Source organism: Mesoflavibacter sp. (assembly GCF_964226795.1).
Taxonomy (GTDB): domain Bacteria; phylum Bacteroidota; class Bacteroidia; order Flavobacteriales; family Flavobacteriaceae; genus Mesoflavibacter; species Mesoflavibacter zeaxanthinifaciens.
In genome coordinates this window covers 1-19,915 of record NZ_CAXQQP010000002.1, presented here as the reverse complement: position 1 = coordinate 19,915, position 19,915 = coordinate 1, and the positions used below count along the sequence as shown (strand labels likewise).

At 30.5% G+C, this 19,915-nt stretch carries 19 protein-coding genes; 11 read left to right on the top strand and 8 right to left on the bottom strand.

The window, feature by feature from the left end; genetic code table 11:
• Positions 1-4: 4 nt before the first annotated feature.
• The 3 genes from ACEQT4_RS00310 to ACEQT4_RS00300 are packed head-to-tail and all read right to left on the bottom strand — an operon-like array spanning position 5 to position 2,191.
• Positions 5-1,090 carry a hypothetical protein gene (locus ACEQT4_RS00310; RefSeq protein ID WP_370225470.1) on the bottom strand — a complete coding sequence of 362 codons (1,086 nt, stop codon included), beginning with the start codon at positions 1,088-1,090 and terminating at the stop codon, positions 5-7.
• Complete coding sequence (locus tag ACEQT4_RS00305; RefSeq protein WP_370225469.1) at positions 1,074-1,631, bottom strand: hypothetical protein; 558 nt, start codon at positions 1,629-1,631, stop codon at positions 1,074-1,076. Before ACEQT4_RS00305 ends, ACEQT4_RS00310 begins: the two co-directional genes overlap by 17 nt.
• A 5-nt stretch (positions 1,632-1,636) precedes the next feature.
• A complete protein-coding gene (locus tag ACEQT4_RS00300; RefSeq protein WP_370225468.1) occupies positions 1,637-2,191 on the bottom strand; it encodes an RNA polymerase sigma factor in 555 nt (184 codons plus the stop codon).
• Between the two features lie 272 nt (positions 2,192-2,463).
• On the opposite strand from ACEQT4_RS00300, the gene lon reads away from it, so the two are divergent.
• The gene (gene lon, locus ACEQT4_RS00295; protein ID WP_370225467.1) at positions 2,464-4,911 is read left to right on the top strand and encodes an endopeptidase La; all 2,448 of its coding nucleotides are present in this window, start codon (positions 2,464-2,466) and stop codon (positions 4,909-4,911) included.
• Between the two features lie 152 nt (positions 4,912-5,063).
• Positions 5,064-6,083: a type IX secretion system protein PorQ gene (gene porQ, locus ACEQT4_RS00290; RefSeq protein ID WP_370225466.1), complete on the top strand. Its 1,020-nt coding sequence runs from the start codon at positions 5,064-5,066 to the stop codon at positions 6,081-6,083.
• Between the two features lie 3 nt (positions 6,084-6,086).
• Here porQ and ACEQT4_RS00285 read toward each other — a convergent pair whose 3' ends face one another.
• Positions 6,087-6,689, bottom strand: a complete 603-nt coding sequence (locus ACEQT4_RS00285) for an MCP four helix bundle domain-containing protein (protein WP_370225465.1) — start codon at positions 6,687-6,689, stop codon at positions 6,087-6,089.
• Positions 6,690-6,840: 151 nt separating this feature from the next.
• Here ACEQT4_RS00285 and cmk point away from each other — a divergent pair, with 151 nt between their 5' ends.
• Positions 6,841-7,530, top strand: a complete 690-nt coding sequence (gene cmk / locus ACEQT4_RS00280; protein WP_370225463.1) for a (d)CMP kinase — start codon at positions 6,841-6,843, stop codon at positions 7,528-7,530.
• A gap of 62 nt (positions 7,531-7,592) precedes the next feature.
• Here cmk and ACEQT4_RS00275 read toward each other — a convergent pair whose 3' ends face one another.
• Entirely contained in the window at positions 7,593-7,976 is a 384-nt protein-coding gene (locus tag ACEQT4_RS00275) for a LysM peptidoglycan-binding domain-containing protein (protein ID WP_336129168.1), read from the bottom strand.
• A gap of 380 nt (positions 7,977-8,356) precedes the next feature.
• Between ACEQT4_RS00275 and rpsA the strand changes: the two genes are divergently transcribed.
• The 8 genes from rpsA (at position 8,357) to ACEQT4_RS00235 (ending at position 15,541) form a co-directional block, all read left to right on the top strand.
• On the top strand, positions 8,357-10,186 hold the full coding sequence (gene rpsA / locus ACEQT4_RS00270) for a 30S ribosomal protein S1 (RefSeq protein WP_370225462.1): 1,830 nt from the start codon (positions 8,357-8,359) through the stop codon (positions 10,184-10,186).
• Positions 10,187-10,572: 386 nt separating this feature from the next.
• Positions 10,573-11,316 carry a T9SS type A sorting domain-containing protein gene (locus tag ACEQT4_RS00265; RefSeq protein WP_370225461.1) on the top strand — a complete coding sequence of 248 codons (744 nt, stop codon included), beginning with the start codon at positions 10,573-10,575 and terminating at the stop codon, positions 11,314-11,316.
• Positions 11,317-11,445: 129 nt separating this feature from the next.
• Entirely contained in the window at positions 11,446-11,985 is a 540-nt protein-coding gene (gene pyrR, locus ACEQT4_RS00260; RefSeq protein WP_027879961.1) for a bifunctional pyr operon transcriptional regulator/uracil phosphoribosyltransferase PyrR, read from the top strand.
• A 3-nt stretch (positions 11,986-11,988) separates the two neighbouring features.
• Positions 11,989-12,918, top strand: a complete 930-nt coding sequence (locus ACEQT4_RS00255) for an aspartate carbamoyltransferase catalytic subunit (protein ID WP_370225459.1) — start codon at positions 11,989-11,991, stop codon at positions 12,916-12,918.
• Positions 12,919-12,921: 3 nt separating this feature from the next.
• A complete protein-coding gene (locus ACEQT4_RS00250) occupies positions 12,922-13,254 on the top strand; it encodes a ribonuclease Z (protein ID WP_106678333.1) in 333 nt (110 codons plus the stop codon).
• Between the two features lie 9 nt (positions 13,255-13,263).
• On the top strand, positions 13,264-14,169 hold the full coding sequence (locus ACEQT4_RS00245) for a ribonuclease Z (protein ID WP_370225458.1): 906 nt from the start codon (positions 13,264-13,266) through the stop codon (positions 14,167-14,169).
• A 68-nt stretch (positions 14,170-14,237) separates the two neighbouring features.
• Positions 14,238-14,885 (top strand): pyridoxamine 5'-phosphate oxidase, encoded by a 648-nt coding sequence (gene pdxH, locus ACEQT4_RS00240; RefSeq protein WP_370225457.1) that lies wholly within the window; start codon positions 14,238-14,240, stop codon positions 14,883-14,885.
• A 158-nt stretch (positions 14,886-15,043) separates the two neighbouring features.
• Positions 15,044-15,541, top strand: coding sequence for a CAP domain-containing protein (locus tag ACEQT4_RS00235; RefSeq protein WP_370225455.1), 498 nt, complete (start codon positions 15,044-15,046; stop codon positions 15,539-15,541).
• Positions 15,542-15,588: 47 nt separating this feature from the next.
• Here the strand turns inward: ACEQT4_RS00235 and ACEQT4_RS00230 are convergent, their stop codons facing one another.
• The 3 genes from ACEQT4_RS00230 to ACEQT4_RS00220 all read right to left on the bottom strand — a co-directional run.
• Complete coding sequence (locus ACEQT4_RS00230; RefSeq protein ID WP_036227266.1) at positions 15,589-17,517, bottom strand: OmpA family protein; 1,929 nt, start codon at positions 17,515-17,517, stop codon at positions 15,589-15,591.
• 2 nt (positions 17,518-17,519) lie between these two features.
• Positions 17,520-18,467 carry a type IX secretion system membrane protein PorP/SprF gene (locus ACEQT4_RS00225; protein WP_370225454.1) on the bottom strand — a complete coding sequence of 316 codons (948 nt, stop codon included), beginning with the start codon at positions 18,465-18,467 and terminating at the stop codon, positions 17,520-17,522.
• Between the two features lie 11 nt (positions 18,468-18,478).
• Positions 18,479-19,915, bottom strand: a 1,437-nt coding sequence (locus ACEQT4_RS00220; protein ID WP_370225453.1) for a gliding motility-associated C-terminal domain-containing protein, incomplete at its 5' end; no start/stop codon positions are given.

Here is a 19,915-nt window from a genome sequence, read left to right as displayed (position 1 = left end):
GTTATTATTTATTATCGAAAGATACGCTTCCGTAGTCTGATTTTATAGTAATTAAATTACCAGAATTTTTAGTGTTTTTATAACCTTTATAGTATTTGCTAGTAGAGCGTTCGTTTTTCATATTAAATTCAAAATCATTATCGCCATTTAAACCTCCGTAATCTAAGTCAATTTCAAAATCAAAATTGTAATTGCTATCTATACCTATTTTGATGCCTACGTAATCTGAATCTATAAATACATTCCCTGCATTTTTAGTCATTTTACCAATTTTTATTGAACCGTAATCGGCTTCGATATTCACATTTTTATAAACATCACCTAAAACAACGGTTAAATAGTCGCCGTTTCCTGAAAAGTTATTGATGTTGTTAACGCGTAAACTTCCGTAATCACAGTTGTAAGTTACATTTTCTGCAATTTCAACAACAGAATTTGTATAATCTGCAACAATATCTAAGTTTTTAGCTTTAGCAACAGTAAATCCGCTATAATCTGCGTTTATTTTTCCGCTTTCGATATATTCGAAATAAGAATTGTTTGTATAGTCAAAAGAGATATTATTATTGTCTGCTAAAAGCTCTTTTGTGGTAATTTTACCGTAATCACAATTTATATTGGCGTGACCTTGTAATGTACCAAGAAGGATGCTTCCGTAGTCATTATTTAAATCGACATTATTAGTAATAGGTAGTTTTACTAGGTAGTTAATTTGAATGTTAACATTGTTGCTGTTGCCCCAATTCCACCAAGATTTGCTTTTAGATTTACCAATTTGTGTTTCTGCAGAGACGTAGTTTGAAGTCGCAGAAAAATTTACATCAATATCATCTAATTTATCTTGTACTTTGTCCTCGTCATTACCGTTAGTAGTGATGGTGATTTCAAAAACAATTCGGTTTTCGTTCCAAGTAACAACATCAAGGTTGCCATAACGATTATCTATTTTTAACGTAGCGTCTTTAGAAACGTTATATTCTTTTTTTATAGTTTTTTTCTTGGTGTGTTTACCTCTCCAATCATTATCATTATTAGCAAAAATAGCTGCAGGTAAGAGTAGCAGTAATGTTAGTTTATATAGTAGTTTCATAGTTATTTTGTTTAAGTTCTTTTTGGTCTTCAATATATTGTAATGTTGTTTTTAAAATGTCTATTCTGTTTTGAAAGTTGGTGATCATAGCATAGATAACTAATTGATCTTCGCCACTTTCTTGTAAGCTAATTTTAAGGTTGTCGTATTCTTTTTCTAGTTCGTTTAGACGTTTTAAGGCGTCGTTAATAATAGTTTTAGTTTCTTGGGTTTGTTCTGCTTTTAGTTTGTTAACTTCAAAAGCAATAGCATTGGTAAAAAACTGTTGTGTTTCTGCCATTTCTGGTGATACGCTAGCTAAATCTTTAGGTTGTTCTTTAGCTTGCACACCAAAACTTATAGAAATAATTAGTGCAATAGAAGCTGCTACAGCTAATAAAGGTTTCCAGTACGATTTAGAGTCTTTTTGCACAATAGTTTTGGTGTTTTCTAATGCATTTAATTTTTCTAAAAAACGTGCTTCATGACCGTTATTTGGTGTGTCTACATCAAATTGTCCCTCTAAGTTTTTAAATAAATGTTCTAAATTATCTTTACTCATAACAATTAATTTAATTGTTCTAATTTTTTTCTTAAACTGTCTTTAGCTCTAGATATCATAGTTCTGCAATTAGCGTAACTAATATTCATTACGTCTCCAATTTCTTCATAATCGTAACCTTCAATTAAATTAAGGGTTAAGACCACTTTGTAATTAGATTTTAAAAGATTTAAAGCTTCTAATACTTGTTGCACTTTTATGTTTGTTATTTCAACAGTTGTATCAATACCTTGATGGTCTTCAACTTTATAAAGCACATCATCTAAAGCGACATCGTGTTGCTTATTATTTTTATTATAAGCTTGTATGCTGTTATTAATCACAATACGCTTTAACCAGCCACCAAAGGTCTTTTTATCTTTTAAACTATCTAATTTTGAAAATGCCGTGATAAATGATTCTTGCATAATATCTTCAGCTTCAAAACTGTCATTTACAATTCTGTACGATGTGTTATATAAACCTTTGTAATACCTGTTGTAAAGCTCTATTTGGGCTTTTTGGTTACCAGATACACAAAGCATAACAAGTTGTTCAGTATTATGATTAGTTAGTGTCAAAAATGTGATGGTTTATTATAAAGAGTTAATTTAATAATCATTGTTACACTTTCTTTAAAAATTTTTCAAAATTCTTTTCAATTTTAAAGTTTCAACTTTTTAAAAGGAATAAAGAAGTGGCACGTTAATTGAAATTTATATAATGTTATTGTATTCTAATTTAACATTAATAGCTAGTATATCAATGTTTTATAGGATTTGAATAATTCAATTTAAAACTATAAAAGTCGAAACCATTACTTTTTAATGACATTTTGACTTAAAACATACTTATGAAGAAATCTAATTTTATATCACTTGACAGTTTGTCATTACAAGATTTTGATGAAAACTCAGAATTAATTCCATTAATGACTCCTGAAGACGAAGAAAAAATTAATAAAGAAGAATTACCAGAAAGTTTACCAATACTTTCTTTGCGTAATACAGTACTTTTTCCAGGTGTCGTTATTCCTATTACAGCAGGAAGAGACAAGTCTATCAAACTTATAAACGACGCTAATAAAGGCGGAAAAGTGATAGGTGTTGTGGCACAAAAAGACGAAGATGTAGAAGACCCAAAAGCTACCGATATTCATCAAACAGGTACTGTTGCTCGTATTTTAAAAGTGCTTAAAATGCCTGATGGGAATACAACCGTGATTATTCAAGGTAAAAAGCGTTTTGCGATAGATCAAGTCTTAACAGAAGATCCTTATATTAAAGCAACGGTTAAAGAAGTATCACAAGCTACACCAGCTGTTAAAAATGAAGAATTTAATGCAATTATTGAAAGCATTAAGGATTTAGCAGTTCAAATTATAAAGGATAGTCCAAATATTCCTACTGAAGCAACTTTTGCTATAAAAAATATAGAAAGCGAATCGTTTTTAATCAATTTTGTGTCTTCAAATATGAATTTATCTGTTGAAGAAAAGCAAAAACTATTAGAGATAAACGATTTAAAAGATCGCGCTTTAGAGACATTACGTTATATGAATATCGAGCTTCAAAAACTAGAGTTAAAAAACGATATTCAATCAAAAGTACAAAGCGATTTAAATCAGCAACAGCGTGAATACTTCTTAAATCAGCAATTAAAAACCATTCAAGAAGAACTTGGTGGCGGAAATGCTGAAGAAATAGAAGAAATGAAAACTCGTGCCAAATCTAAAAACTGGGACGAGAAAGTAGCAAAGCATTTTGAAAAAGAATTATCAAAAATGCAACGCATGAATCCACAAGTTGCCGAGTATTCTATTCAACGTAACTACTTAGATTTATTTTTAGATTTACCGTGGAACGAGTTTAGTAAAGATAAATTCGATTTAAAACGCGCACAAAAAATATTAGATCGTGACCATTATGGCTTAGACGATGTTAAAAAACGAATTATAGAGCATCTAGCAGTTTTAAAACTACGTAATGATATGAAGTCGCCAATCATCTGTCTTTACGGTCCTCCAGGAGTTGGTAAAACATCTTTAGGAAGATCTATTGCAGAAGCTTTAGGTAGAGAATACGTGCGTATGAGTTTAGGAGGATTACGTGACGAGGCAGAAATCAGAGGTCACCGTAAAACTTATATTGGTGCAATGCCAGGTCGTATTATTCAAAGTCTTAAAAAAGCAGGAACATCAAATCCTGTATTTGTTTTAGACGAAATTGATAAACTATCAAATTCGCATCAAGGCGATCCATCTTCAGCATTATTAGAAGTGTTAGATCCAGAACAAAATAGCGAGTTTCATGATAACTTCTTAGAAATGGGTTACGACCTATCAAAAGTAATGTTTATTGCCACTTCAAATAGTTTAAATACTATCCAACCAGCATTAAGAGACCGTATGGAAATTATTAATGTTACAGGTTATACTATCGAAGAAAAAGTTGAAATAGCAAAACGTCACTTGCTACCTAAGCAGTTAAAAGAACACGGTTTAACTGATAAAGATTTAAAAATTGGTAAGCCGCAATTAGAAAAAATTGTTGAAGGTTACACACGCGAATCTGGTGTACGTGGTCTAGAAAAACAAATAGCAAAAATGGTGCGTCACGCAGCAAAAAATATTGCTATGGAAGAAGAGTATAATATTAAGGTAACTAATGAAGATGTTATAGATGTACTAGGCGGACCAAAATTAGAACGTGATAAATATGAAAACAATAACGTTGCTGGTGTAGTTACTGGATTAGCGTGGACACGAGTTGGTGGTGATATATTATTTATAGAATCTATCTTATCTAAAGGAAAAGGCGCTATGACAATTACTGGTAACCTTGGTAAAGTCATGAAAGAATCGGCAACAATTGCTATGGAATATATTAAAGCAAATGCTGAAACTTTAGGAATAAGTACGGATGTATTCAATAATTATAATGTTCATATTCATGTTCCTGAAGGCGCAACTCCAAAAGACGGACCAAGCGCAGGTGTTACTATGTTAACATCTTTAGTGTCTTTATTTACTCAAAAGAAAGTAAAAAAGAGTATTGCAATGACGGGAGAAATTACACTTAGAGGAAAAGTGTTACCAGTTGGAGGGATAAAAGAAAAAATCTTAGCAGCAAAACGTGCTAGAATTAAAGAGATTTTATTATGCGAAGATAACAGACGAGATATAGAAGAAATTAAACCTGAATATCTAAAAGGGCTTACATTTCATTATGTAACAGACATGAAAGACGTAATAGACATTGCAATAACAAATCAAAAAGTTAAAAACGCAAAAAAATTATAATTTTAAATTTTAAAAAAAGCTACCATAAACAGGTAGCTTTTTTTATTGTTATAATATTTAAAATCTCTAATAGATATTTTTAAATAAAATAAGCTAAAAAATAAATTATCTATAACTACGTTTTAAAAGAGATTTATTTACTTTGCAACCTTATGTTTAAAAAAGTTGTCCTGTTTACTGCTTGCCTTTTTAGCACGTATTGCTTTTCGCAATTAGGTGGACAATCTACTTACCAATTTTTAAATTTAATTGCATCACCACGTCAAGCTGCTCTTGGAGGTAAAGTGTTAACTAATGTAGATTACGATGTAACACAAGCACTTTATAATCCGTCTACTATTAATGTGAATATGGATAATCAATTTGCACTTAATTACAGTAGTTATTTAGGCGGTATTAATTATGGTACAGCAGCATACGCTTACACATGGGATAGGCGTACGCAAACTTTTCATGCAGGTGTAACATATATTAATTATGGAGATTTTGATGGTTATGATGAGCAAGGTAATCCTACAGGAACCTTTACAGGTAGCGAAGCCGCATTATCTTTAGGTTATGCTTTACAAATAGGGTATAGTGATTTTTATTTTGGAGGAAATTTAAAATTTATAACGTCTCGTTTAGAACAATATAATTCATTTGGTATAGCTACAGATTTAGGCTTACTTTATATAAATGAAGATTTAGAATTTCAAGCAACACTTGTAGTAAGAAATTTAGGAACACAAATTACGACCTACGCAGGTTTACAAGAGTCTTTACCATTAGAAGTAAATATTGGCTTAAGTCAAACGTTAGAAAACATCCCGTTACGTTGGCATCTTACTTTTGAAAATCTTCAAGAGTGGCCAATCGGTGTTTCTAATCCAGCAAGAGCAACCACAGATTTAGAAGGTAATCAAACGCAAGAAAATGTAGGCTTTTTTAATAATGTGCTAAGACACACAATTATTGGTGCAGAGTTATTTCCTGATAAAGGTTTTAATATTCGTTTAGGATATAATTTTAGAAGAGCAGAAGAGCTTCGTGTTGTTGATCAGCGTAACTTTTCTGGTTTATCTGCTGGTTTTGCAGTAAAAATTAACAAGCTTCGTTTTAGTTATACACATGCTAAATATACAGCAGCTACAGATGCAAACTTTTTTGGTTTGCATATTGACTTACAGTAGTGTTTAATTGTCTTCTTTTTTTGGATTATACATTACAATTATTTGTATTACGATAGCAAGAAATATTAATAAGTAAATTTCTATTTGTGTAAATAATTCAACCGAATCTATAGCTTTTTTACTAATTGACATTTGTTTACTTCCTTCTAAAAGTTGAATTTTAGATAGATCATCTAAATTCTTCTTAATCTTAGCTATTTGTTTAAACATGTCTTCTTTGCTAGAAAAGTTAGAAGTAACATATTTAGATTCTGTATTATTTAGTTGATGTAAGTTTTCTTTAAGATTACTAAAAGTTTTACTTTCTTCTTTAGTAAGTTTGGTAGCTTCAAATTTAGAAATAAGGTTCTCTATATTTTTATTTTCTTCTTTATTAGAAACTTTAAAAAAAGTAGAATCTGATAATGCAACTGCAACTTCTTTTTTATGTATAGAATTTGAAAACTCTAAAATTAGGTTTTTAGCAACAAGTCTATCTTCGTAAATAGACACTACAGAGTCTTTTACGCGCACAAAGTTGTTTCTGTCAATAAGATTTGTGGTTACGATTAAAACAAAAACCATTAAAATACCAAGGGTCCATTTTATTTTATTGAAAAAAGTCATAAGTTTTAATATTTAAGGATAAATATAATTCAAATTAAGGAAGTGCGTATTATTTCCTATTCAGTTTAACAATTATGCAAAGATGCTTAAATAAAGTATAATCTTTTTTAATCAATTTTAATCCCTATTTTTGAAGCCTAAAAGTTAAAACGTGCAAAAAATAACAATCGCTATAGACGGATTTTCTTCAACAGGAAAAAGTACAGTAGCAAAACAATTGGCAAAACACTTAGGTTATATATATGTAGACTCTGGCGCTATGTACAGAGCTGTAACGTTGTATACTATGCAAAATGGATGGATTGACAAAGATCATTTTGATGTTGTCGCTTTAGTATCAAACTTAAGTAACGTAGAAATTAGTTTTAAATTTAATCCAAATCTAGGTTTTGCAGAAGTATTTTTAAATGGAAAAAATGTTGAAAAACAAATACGTACACTTGAAGTATCAAGCTATGTAAGTAAAGTAGCAGCAATACCAGAAGTACGTTACCAATTAGTAAAACAACAACATCAAATGGGTAAAGATAAAGGTGTTGTTATGGATGGTCGTGATATTGGAACCGTAGTTTTTCCTAACGCAGAGCTAAAATTGTTTATGACCGCATCTGCCGAAACTAGAGCACAAAGACGTTATGACGAATTAATAGAAAGAGGAGATGATATAACGTACGAAGATGTGCTTAAAAATGTTAGAGAGCGTGATTATATAGACTCTAACCGTGAAAATTCTCCTTTAGTAAAAGCAGAAGATGCTATAGAAATAGATAATTCTAACTTAACTTTAGAAGAACAATTTAAAAAGATTCTAAACCTAGTGGAAGAAACTTTAAATAAATAAGATATCCTTTTAAATAAAAAAGCGAACCTTTTGGTTCGCTTTTTTATTCTCAATTTATAATTTTATAAATTAGGAATTTTAAGTTCTTGATCAGGATGTATCACATCAGGATTATTTAAAATATCCTTATTAGCTTCAAAAATCGCTGTGTATTTTCCAGCATTCCCGTAATAATGCTTTGCAATTTTACCTAATGTGTCACCACTTTTTACAGTATGTTTTGCATAAATACTTTCATCTGCAACAGTAATATTAGCCTTAATATCTGTTGGGGCTTCTTCACCAGAAACAGCTTTAATTTCGTCCCAAATTAAGTTTTTTTCGTATTGCGTATTAGCAGTACCTTTTACTTTTAAAATTCCGTCTTCAACCCAAACATCTCCGTTTTGGATATTTAACTTTTCTCCTAAATCTAATACACTTTGATATTTTTCTTTAACTGCCATATAAATAGTTTTAATTGTTAATTCTTAAATAAAGATATGAAATATAACAATAGTTCTTTTAAACAAAAGGTTAAGTAAATTTACAGTATCGACTAAGTGTTTAAAATCACCGATTAAAAACATTGTTTTATTATTGTTTACACAAATTTAAAGTGTGTTGATAATCAGTTAATTAATTTTTAAAAAAATTAGGCAAAATGGCTAAAATGTAGTATTTTTGCACTCCTTTTAGCGAGAATTGGATTTTTAAAAGGAAATTAAGAAAAATAAATTTAACGCTTCTGTTGGTATATCGCTTAATTAATCCAAAATATCACAGAATACAAACACAGTGTTTTCTTTCCGCGAAAGCGAGAAAAAAACATTGCAATTTTAATTAAATGGCTGAAAAAGCACAAGACGCAAAGGTTGAAGCAACTGAAGCAAAACAAAACAACGCTCCAGAAGTATCTGAAGCACAAAAAAACCCTGAAAAATTCTTAAAAGAGTTTAACTGGCACAATTACCAAGAAGGTATTGATGAAGTTGAAGATTCTCAATTAAAAGAATTTGAAAAATTAGTATCAGAAAACTTTGTTGACACATTAGATGACGAAGTAGTAGAAGGTGAAGTAGTACACATTACAGATCGTGATGCTATTATTGACATTAACGCTAAGTCAGAAGGTGTTATTTCTTTAAACGAGTTTAGATACAACCCAAATTTAGCAGTAGGAGACAAGGTAGAAGTATTAATTGATGTTCGTGAAGACGCAACAGGACAATTAGTATTATCTCACCGTAAAGCTCGTGTAATTAAAGCTTGGGATAGAGTAAACAAAGCTCACGAAACTGGCGAAATCGTAAACGGTTTTGTTAAATGTCGTACTAAAGGAGGTATGATTGTAGATGTTTTTGGTATCGAAGCATTCTTACCAGGTTCTCAAATTGATGTTAAGCCAATTAGAGATTACGATCAGTACGTAAATAAAACAATGGAATTTAAAGTGGTAAAAATTAACCACGAATTTAAAAACGTTGTTGTTTCTCATAAAGCGCTTATCGAAGCAGATATCGAAGAGCAAAAGAAAGAAATTATTGGTCAATTAGAAAAAGGTCAAGTATTAGAAGGTGTTGTTAAAAACATCACATCTTACGGTGTATTTATCGACCTTGGTGGTGTAGATGGATTAATCCATATTACAGACTTATCATGGTCTCGTATTAACCATCCAAACGAAATCGTTGAGTTAGACCAAAAATTAAACGTTGTAATCTTAGACTTTGATGAAGATAAGTCAAGAATCCAATTAGGTCTTAAGCAATTATCTAAACATCCTTGGGATGCATTAGGAGAAGAAGTTGCTGTAGGTGACAAAGTAAAAGGTAAAGTAGTTGTAATCGCAGATTACGGTGCATTTATCGAAGTTGCAGAAGGTGTAGAAGGTTTAGTACACGTATCTGAAATGTCATGGTCTACACACTTACGTTCTGCTAACGATTTTGTTAACGTTGGTGACGAAGTAGAAGCAGTAATCTTAACATTAGATAGAGAAGACCGTAAAATGTCTCTTGGTATTAAGCAATTAACACCAGATCCATGGACAGATATTACAACAAAGTATCCTGTAGGTTCTAGACATACTGGTACTGTACGTAACTTTACTAACTTTGGAGTATTTGTAGAGTTAGAAGAAGGTATTGACGGATTAATTTATATCTCAGATTTATCTTGGACTAAGAAAATCAAACATCCATCTGAGTTTTGTAACGTAGGTGATAAGTTAGATGTAGTTGTATTAGAATTAGATGTTGAAGGACGTAAATTATCTTTAGGTCACAAACAAACTACAGAAAACCCTTGGGACAAATACGAATCTGAATTTGCTTTAGGTACTACTCATACTGCAGAAATTGCAGACGTAGTAGATAAAGGAGCTACAATTGAGTTTAACGAAGATATCGTTGCATTTGTACCATCTCGTCACATGGAAAAAGAAGACGGAAAAATGCTTAAGAAAGGTGACACTGCTGAATTTAAAATTATTGAATTTAATAAAGAATTTAAGCGTGTTGTAGCATCTCATACTGCTGTATTTAAAGAAGAAGAGATTGCTAACGTAAAAGCTGCTTCTAAAAAAGCAGAAGCTCAAGCTGCAGAAGCAAAACCAACTTTAGGTGATGCTAACGAAGCGTTACAAGCATTAAAAGATAAAATGGACGGTAAGTAATCTTACTTAATTTTTATATAATTAAAAGCCTCTCAATTTTTGAGAGGCTTTTTTATTTCGATTATTTACACTTATATATTATGATTTTTTTAGTAACTACTTTAAAACACCTTTTTTGTTATTGTAAACAAATGATTATCAGTTATGTAGTGTTTTTCTTGTTAAAAATGTAGGTGTATTCTTCAATACATTAAAAAGTGTTAAAAAAATACGTTATTCGTCTAAATTTGTTGATTTTGTTATGGTATTTTTTGTAATTTAAATGTAATAGTAAATTATTATTAAAATTATAATGTGCGCACAATTATGGTTTAAATAATAAGCTATCAATTAACTTTTCTTAGTTATAAGATAGCTTTTAATTAATTAACCCTAATTTTTACATTATGAAGAATATTTTACACTTAGTAACAATTCTATTTGTTACAACGCTTATTGGTCAAAACGGAGATACTATAAATGATGCAATTCCTATTGATGGAACTATGGCAAGTATTGATATCTTAAACTACAACTCAGCTTCAAATTCAGGATTAGCTCCAGCTTGTATATCTGCAGATGATGTTTTTTATAAACATACAGTTAATGTAGGTGATAATAAAATGACAATTGGTATGGCAAGTGCAGGCTTAGCTGTTATTACTGATGTTGAATATCAGATATTTAAAGCTCCTCAAGGAGATATTGGTCAGTTACAAGAGTTAGATTGTAATGCATATACGGTATTTGTATTAGTTGGCGGTAGTTTTCAATTTGTAATTGATGATACTGGTACATCTAATACCTATTATTTAAGAGTTTATAAAAACTCAGATTCCGGTATTAATTTATCAAGTTTATTAGGAGGTACTAGTATAACAATGAAGAGTGAATTTGATGCTACTTTAAGTACAGATACTAAAGAATTTGAAGACACTAAAATAGTAACTAAAGAAAATAAATTAGAAATTTTAGGAAACAAGAGTTTTACATCTTCAACAATTTACGCTTTAACCGGTCAAGAAATATATAAAGAAGATAATACAGAAGATATAGATATTGTAGATATTTCTCAATTAAACACAGGAATTTACGTATTAGTTTTAGAAAACGAAAACACATCTATAACACATAAGTTTATTAAGAGGTAGCAACATTTCTTAATGATTAGTAAAGGAGTTTTAGAAATAAAACTCCTTTTTCTATGTAAAAACAAAAACACCTTTTAACTTATCATATTTTACTTTACCTTTGTTAACCAAACCCGTTTGGAAAACACTATGAGTCAAAGAGTGCTACTTAATGCAACCGAAATAAACATCATTCTTCACAGATTGGCTTGTCAACTTATCGAAAATCATAACGACTTTTTAGATACTGTTTTAATAGGAATTCAGCCTAGAGGAAAGTTTTTAGCAAATAGATTAGCTGAAATTTTAACCAAAGAATATAAAGTTAAAAATCTTCAATTAGGGCATTTAGATATTACGTTTTATAGAGATGATTTTAGAAGAAGTGATAAACCTTTAGAAGCAAATAAGACAGAAATCAACTTTGTAGTAGAAGACAAAAAAGTAGTCTTTATTGACGATGTATTATATACAGGACGCAGTATTCGTGCTGCATTAACAGCAATACAAAGTTTTGGAAGACCTACAGAAATAGAGTTGTTAACACTTATAGACAGACGTTTTAGTAGACATTTACCAATACAACCAGATTATAGAGGAAGACAAGTAGATGCCATTAACAATGAAAAAGTTAAAGTGCATTGGAAAGAAAACGAAGAAGAAGACACAGTATATCTTATAAATAACTAAACTATGAGCGAATTAAGTGTTAATCACTTACTAGGTATTAAATATCTTAAAGAAGAAGATATAGAGCTTATTTTTAAAACAGCAGATCATTTTAAAGAGGTTATTAATAGACCCATTAAAAAAGTACCTTCGCTAAGAGATATAACTATAGCTAATCTTTTTTTTGAAAATTCAACACGTACAAAACTGTCTTTTGAATTAGCAGAAAAAAGACTATCTGCAGATGTCATTAACTTTTCAGCTGGACAATCTTCAGTAAAAAAAGGAGAAACCTTAATAGATACAGTAAATAATATCCTATCTATGAAAGTAGATATGGTAGTAATGCGTCATCCTAATCCTGGTGCAGGTGTTTTTTTATCAAAACATGTAGACGCAGCAATTGTAAATGCAGGAGATGGAGCACATGAGCACCCAACACAAGCGCTTTTAGATTCGTATTCTATTAGAGAAAGATTAGGTAGTGTAAAAGGAAAAAATGTAGTTATTGTAGGAGATATTTTGCATAGTCGTGTGGCTTTATCAAATATTTTTGCTTTAAAACTTCAAGGCGCAAATGTTATGGTTTGTGGACCTAAAACATTATTGCCAAAACATATTGATAAGTTAGGAGTAAAGGTAGAAACCAACCTTCGTAAAGCTTTAAATTGGTGTGACGTAGCAAATATGTTACGTGTACAAAACGAGCGTATGGATATTAGCTATTTTCCTTCTACAAGAGAATATACCCAACAGTTTGGAGTTAATAAGGGGCTATTAGACAGTTTAGATAAAGAAATAACAATCATGCATCCAGGACCAATAAATCGTGGTGTAGAGATTACTAGTGATGTTGCAGACTCAAAACAAGCCATAATTTTAGACCAAGTCCAAAACGGTGTAGCTGTAAGAATGGCTGTAATCTATCTTTTAGCTTCAAAAATTAAAAACTAAGTTATGATTATAGATCAAAATGAAAACATAACAACCATAACCCAAGAAAATGCTTCGGTTATAGAATTGGTAAAAAAAATAGAGGCTCTTTATCCAAAATTTAAAAACAATAACATCATTGTTAATTTAAATACAATAAAACCTATTCCTTTAGAACAAATTATAGAGTTTTTAAGAGTTTCTAATCAACATCGTGCAGCAAAACATTCTTTTGTAATTGTAAATGAAGGTATAGATGTAGATAAAACTCCAGAAGAAATAGTAATAGTGCCAACACTTCAAGAAGCACACGATATTATTGAAATGGAAGAAATGGAGCGCGATCTAGGATTTTAAATTCAACTTATGAAGTTAAATATTTTAGGATGTTATAGCGCAACACCACGTACTTTTACAAATCCTACATCACAAGTTTTAGAAATTAAAAATCATTTATTTTTAATTGATTGCGGAGAAGGAACACAAGTACAATTGCGTAAACATAAAATAAAATTTAACCGCATAAAGCATATCTTTATTTCTCATCTACACGGCGATCATTTTTTTGGCTTAGTAGGATTAATATCTACATTTAGATTATTAGGTCGTGAGGCAGATTTACATATTCACGCACCAAAAGGATTAAAAGAAGTCATTGTATTACAAATGAAGTTAGCCCAGTCTTGGACTAATTATAATTTATACTTTCATGAGCTAACTTCAACATCATCAGAACTTATTTTTGAAGACGAAAAAGTAGAAGTACATACAATACCATTGGACCATCGCATATATACCAACGGTTTTTTATTTAAAGAAAAAATAGGAGAACGCAAGTTGGATATGAATGCAGTGCTTAATGAAGATATTGACGTAGCATATTATCGTAAATTAAAACAAGGTGCAGATGTACCAAATAAAAAAGGAGAAATAGTAAAAAACCAAACGGTAACTTTACCAGCACCACAACCAAAAAGTTATGCATTTTGTAGTGATACAGCTTATAACGAAGCTTTAGTGCCAATTATAAAAAACGTTAAAGCACTTTATCATGAATCTACTTTTTTAGAAAAACATGCAAAGCTAGCAGCTCCAACAAAGCACAGTACAGCTGTACAAGCCGCAACAATAGCCAAATTAGCCAATGTAGAGCAGTTGATATTAGGACATTATTCAACTAGATATGATAATCTACAAGATTTTAAAATAGAAGCTCAGACTATTTTTAACAATGTAGAATTAGCTGAAGATGGAAAAGTTTTCGAATTTTAGTTGAAATAGAAATTACCGCACTAACATTTCAATTTTAAATCTTGTAAATTTACATTCAAATTAAATTTATGGAAAAAGATTTAAGCAATTACCGAAAGTCCTACGAAAAGGGCGAATTACTCCTAAAAGACACACCAGAAAACCCTTTAGAACTTTTCAGAACTTGGTTTAATGAAGTAGACCAACATTTTCCGCAAGATGAAACTAATGCTATGACAGTATCTACTATTGGTTTAGACGGTTACCCAAAAAATAGGGTAGTACTTCTTAAAAAATTTACTTACGAAGGTTTTATATTTTACACCAATTATCAAAGCGAAAAAGGAAAAGCAATAGCGAATAACCCTAATATTTGTTTATCTTTTTTTTGGCATGGAGCCGAAAGACAAATAATTATTAAAGGTAAAGCAGAAAAGATTGCTCCTAATTTAAGTGATGGTTATTTTGAATCTCGTCCAAAAGGAAGTCAACTTGGTGCTTTAGCTTCAAATCAAAGTGAAGTTGTAGAAAGTAGAGATGTGTTAGAAAATAAGTTAAAAGCTTTAGAATTAGCATATAAAGGCAAAGAAGTAGAACGACCAGAATTTTGGGGTGGTTATATTGTTAAACCAATTTCTATTGAGTTTTGGCAAGGTAGGCCTAATAGGTTACATGATAGAATTTTATATACGTTAGAAGAAAATTACGATTGGGTTAAGAAAAGATTATCTCCTTAAAATATCGTTTAAATGCATAGTATTGATATTAATAATCGATAAAGTGTATTAAAAGACGTTAAAAAACATGTAGTTAATCGATTTTAACATTTCTTTAACATAATTAGAAATGAACTGTTCATATTTTAGAGGTACCCAAATTATTTATCCCTAAAATTATGAAACTAGCACTTAACCTACTTACTGTTTTTTTCTTTGCTATAACACTATCTTCTTGTAGCACAGATACTTTAGATGATGACCAAAATGTAGCTAAAAGTAATGACATTGTAATACCTGAAGCTAAAACTATTGAAATAGAGATTTTAGAGCTAATTAACCAACACAGAATAAGTATTGGTTTAAACGAATTAAAAAGTATAGACATAATTAAGGGTCAAGCGTATTCGCATACAGATTATATGATTGATATTGATGAAGTAAATCATGACTATTTTCATAGCAGAAAAGCTTACTTACAAGCAAATGCAGATGCCCAGTCTGTATCAGAGAATGTTGCATATGGATATTCTAGTGCAAATTCTGTAGTAAATGCTTGGTTAAACAGTGAAGGTCATAGACAAACTATAGAAGGAGATTTTAGTCATTTTGAGATATCTGCAGAAAAAAATGCAAATGACAAGTGGTATTTTACAAACATTTTTATAAAAAAATAATAAAGGATAATAGCTAAAAAAAAGCCTTCCAATTTGGAAGGCTTTTTTTATTTATAATTATTTGTTATAATAAATTTTGATCGTCTGTTTTCTTCATGTTCTTCATCTGTACATTTAACTCCGTTTTTGCAACGATTTAATATTTGAGATTCTCCATAACCAATAGCGCTTTGTATTCGGTCTTTTGCTATGCCTCTAGAAAATAAATAATCTCTAGTAGACTTAGCTCTTCTATCAGATAATTTCATATTATAACTATCATTACCACGACTATCTGTATGAGATTCGATTTTAATAACCATTTTTGGATGTTCTCTCATAACAGCAACTATGTTTTCTAACTCATAAGCAGCATCTGGTCTAATATTAGATTTGTCAAAGTCAAAAAATATCGGGTTAATTACAATTTCATTATCAATAATAAGTGGTTTTAATGATAAATCAATTTCAGTTTCTTCTTGATTAATTGCAGATGTTTCAAACTCAATATTATCAGGTCTGTAGATTGGTTTTTCAGCTAAAATTGTATAAGTTTTCTCGCAATCTATTTTAAACTCGTAATAACCATCTTCTTTAGTTTGATATCTTTCTAATATTTTACCATCTATGTTAATTAAAGAGACTGTAGCTTTTGACAATAATTCATTAGTTAATTCATCTCTAATTAAACCTTTTACGATTTGTTCACATTTTAATTTACCAAACGCATAAATATCATCTCCACCTTGTCCTCCTTCTCTGTTAGAAGAAAAATAACCTGTATTTGTTTCTGTATCTATAAAGTAACAAAAGTCATCAAAAGAACTATTAAAAGGAGCTCCTAAATTTTTGACTTCAATATCAGTATTGGTTTTTAAAATATTAGATTCAAAAATATCTAAAAGACCTAGGTTAATATTAGCATCACTAGAAAAGTATAGAGTTGAGTCTTTTGCAACAAAAGGGAATTTTTCGTTTCCTTCTGTGTTAATTTTTGGTCCTAAATTAATAGGTTCTCCAAATGTACCATCATCATTTATAGCTACTTTATACAAATCTGTTTGACCATACCCACTATCCATGTTTGATGAAAATATTAATGTCTTATTGTCTGGAGTAAGGGTAGGAGCTGTAAAGTCAAAGTTTTCATTATTAAATGGTAATTCTTCAATATTTGTCCAGGTATTATCAACTTTAGTTGCTTTATAAAGTTTTAAATTTGAGGATCCACTTTTATTATATCGTCTTTTTTCCTTTTTATTTACATTATTTCTGGTAAAATACATTGTATTACCATCATTTGTAATGGTAACAAGACCTTCGTGATCATTTTTAGTATTGATTTCAGAATTTAATTTCGCAGCATTACTAAATACTTTTTTATTGTTTTCTATAGTAATTTCAGATTCAAAAATATTTAAATAAGGTTCATTATTAAGTTCGTATAATTCTTTTTCATTTGTAATAGAATCTTTAACCCAAGTAGAGTAGAAGTATAATTTATTATCTTTTTCGAAGCTACCAAAATCTGAATATTTTGTATTTAGAGGTAAATTTTCAATTTCTACATAAACCTTTTCTGTGCTTGATAATTCTGAATATGTATCTAGATTAAATTTTTCTATATCTTTTATTCGTCTATCTTTTTTATTGTTCTTGTTAAAAATTTTGACAAATTCAATAGCTTCTTCATATTTCTTTTGAGCTCTTAAAGTTTGAATGTATTTATATACATAATCAGAGTTAATGTTTGGATATTTATCAATCGCTTTTTTATACCAAAAAGCAGCTTCTTTTACTTTACTAATGTTAAAGTAGCAGTCTCCTAGTCTTGACAAAATATGTTCTGTACTGTCTTCTTTTTTTAAAGCTTCTTTGTATAACTCTGCAGCATTATCATAATTAAAGTCTCTAAAAAAATTATCTGCAACTTTTGTTTGTGCTATTGATAATTGACAAACAAAAAATAATATTAAGTATGTAAAATTTAATTTCATCTTTAGAAATATCTTGGAGATTTAACACGTTTTGTTGGTTTAAACACCTCAAACATCAACAATATTTCGTGTGTACCACCAGTGTAAGGTCTTAAATCTGTTATATAATGTTCATAAGCGTATCCAATTCTCATTTGTGGCGAAATTTGGAAATCTGCTAATCCTCCGATTGTTGACGTATCTTGATTATATCTATAACTTCCACCAATCCAAAACGTTTCATTAAATAGTAAGTGAGCACTTAAGTCAAAAGTTATTGGAGCACCATTTGTAAATTTAACTACTGTAGAAGGCTTTAGTTTAGTGTTTTCACCTAAATCAAATACGTATCCTCCAGTAAAATAATATCCAACACGTTCTAACGCTATGTAATCTACATTAGGATCTAAAGCAGACTCGTTATAATTTGTATTAATAATTCTAGGAGCAGAAAGACCCAAATACCAACGATTTTGATGTAAATATGCGCCTACACCAAAGTTAGGATTCCAACGGTTTGTAAAATTGCTAAAAAATGGATCTTGAGATACACTTTGATCATCCAAAAATCCTGCTCTATCTAAGCTATAGTGTATAAAACCAGCGCTTAAACCTAATGCTAATTTAGTTTTTTCAGATACTTGAATTGTATAAGAAAAAGCTCCATTTACGTACACAAAATTTTCATAACCTAATTCATCATTTATAGCTGTAGCACCTAGTCCAATTTTTTCATTTTTTAAAGGCGAATGTATTGATACAGTTGAAGTAGTAGGAGCTCCTTCAAGACCAACCCATTGACTTCTATGTAGACCAACAATACTTAGTGTTTCTCTACTGCCTGCATATGCAGGATTTATGGAAATTGTATTAAACATGTATTGAGTAAATTGAGGTAATTGTTGAGCAGTTATCTCTAAACAACCTAAAAAGAACAATACAATTATTCCATATTTTGAAAATTTTTTCATTAATAGCATTTTTATTTAGTACCTAAATATATTGGACCAGCAATTGGGTCTAAACCACTTTCTTTAAGTACTACTACATAGTAATAAGTACCATTTGGCAATCTTCCTGCAGATCCAATTGAAGATGAAGGTGAAACTCCGCTCCAGTCATTTTGGTAATTATCAGATTCATAAACCACATCACCAAATCTGTTAAATAGTTTTACTTCTACAACAAAACCGCAATCAGAAGCTCCTGTAACATTAAATGTTTCGTTATAACCATCTCCATTTGGTGTTACAGCTTTAGATATTTTGATTCTGTCTAAGCTTCCACAAGGTAATACCACACAGTCTTCATTAATATTAACAGTTAATCTAAATGTTTTTAAGCATCCATTATCAATTGTTGTATAAGTAAAGACATAGTCACCTAAATCTACATCTAAAGGATCAAATATTCCATTTGCAATTGAAATTCCATCTGTTTCAACATTCCATTCCATATCAGTATCATATCCAAGAGGTAGTTCATTGTATAGATCAATTTCACCATCTTCATAACATCTTGAAATAAATGATTCTTCTATAAAGTTTTCAGTAATGACGTTAATATTATGAGTAATTACTGTACTGTTGTTACATTCATCTGTTGCAGTCCAGATCCAAGTAATAGTGTACATTTCTTCCTCACCAGTGTATGTTGAAGTTTCTTCAAAAGTAAATTCAATATCTTGTTCAGAACAGTTGTCTTCAAAAATTAACTCAGGAACTTCTGGAATGTTAGAACAAACAACATCTGAAGGTAAATCTAATTGACTTACTAGTATTGGACCAACTGTATCTTCGATAGTTAACGTTGCTGAAGTAGAAGCTATGTTTCCACAATCATCCGCTACTGTATAGTTAACCGTGATAGTACCACCAAGTCCACAAGTACTCACAAAGTTATTAAAGTCGAAGTCAGACGTTACAGTATAACTCGCATCCGCATCACAACTATCCGTAGGACACGTTTGTAAAGCAGCGATATTAGCCGCATTCCAATCAGATGCTAAAGTACTGTTGTTAGCGCCATCGCATTCAATAGTTTCATCAGTCACATCCGAACAAAGTGCTAAGTCTGGCGCAGTCGTATCTTCAATAGTTAATGTTGCTGAAGTAGAGGCTATGTTTCCACAATCATCCGCTACTGTATAGTTTACAGTAATAGTACCACCAAGACCACAAGTACTAACAAAGTTATTAAAGTCGAAATCAGACGTTACCGTATAGTTAGCATCCGCATCACAACTATCCGTAGGACACGTTTGTAAAGCAGCGATATTAGCCGCATTCCAATCAGATGCTAAAGTACTGTTATTAGCGCCATCACATTCAATAGTTTCATCTGAAACATCTGAACATAACGCTAAGTCTGGCGCAGTTGTATCTTCAATAGTTAACGTTGCTGAAGTAGAAGCTATGTT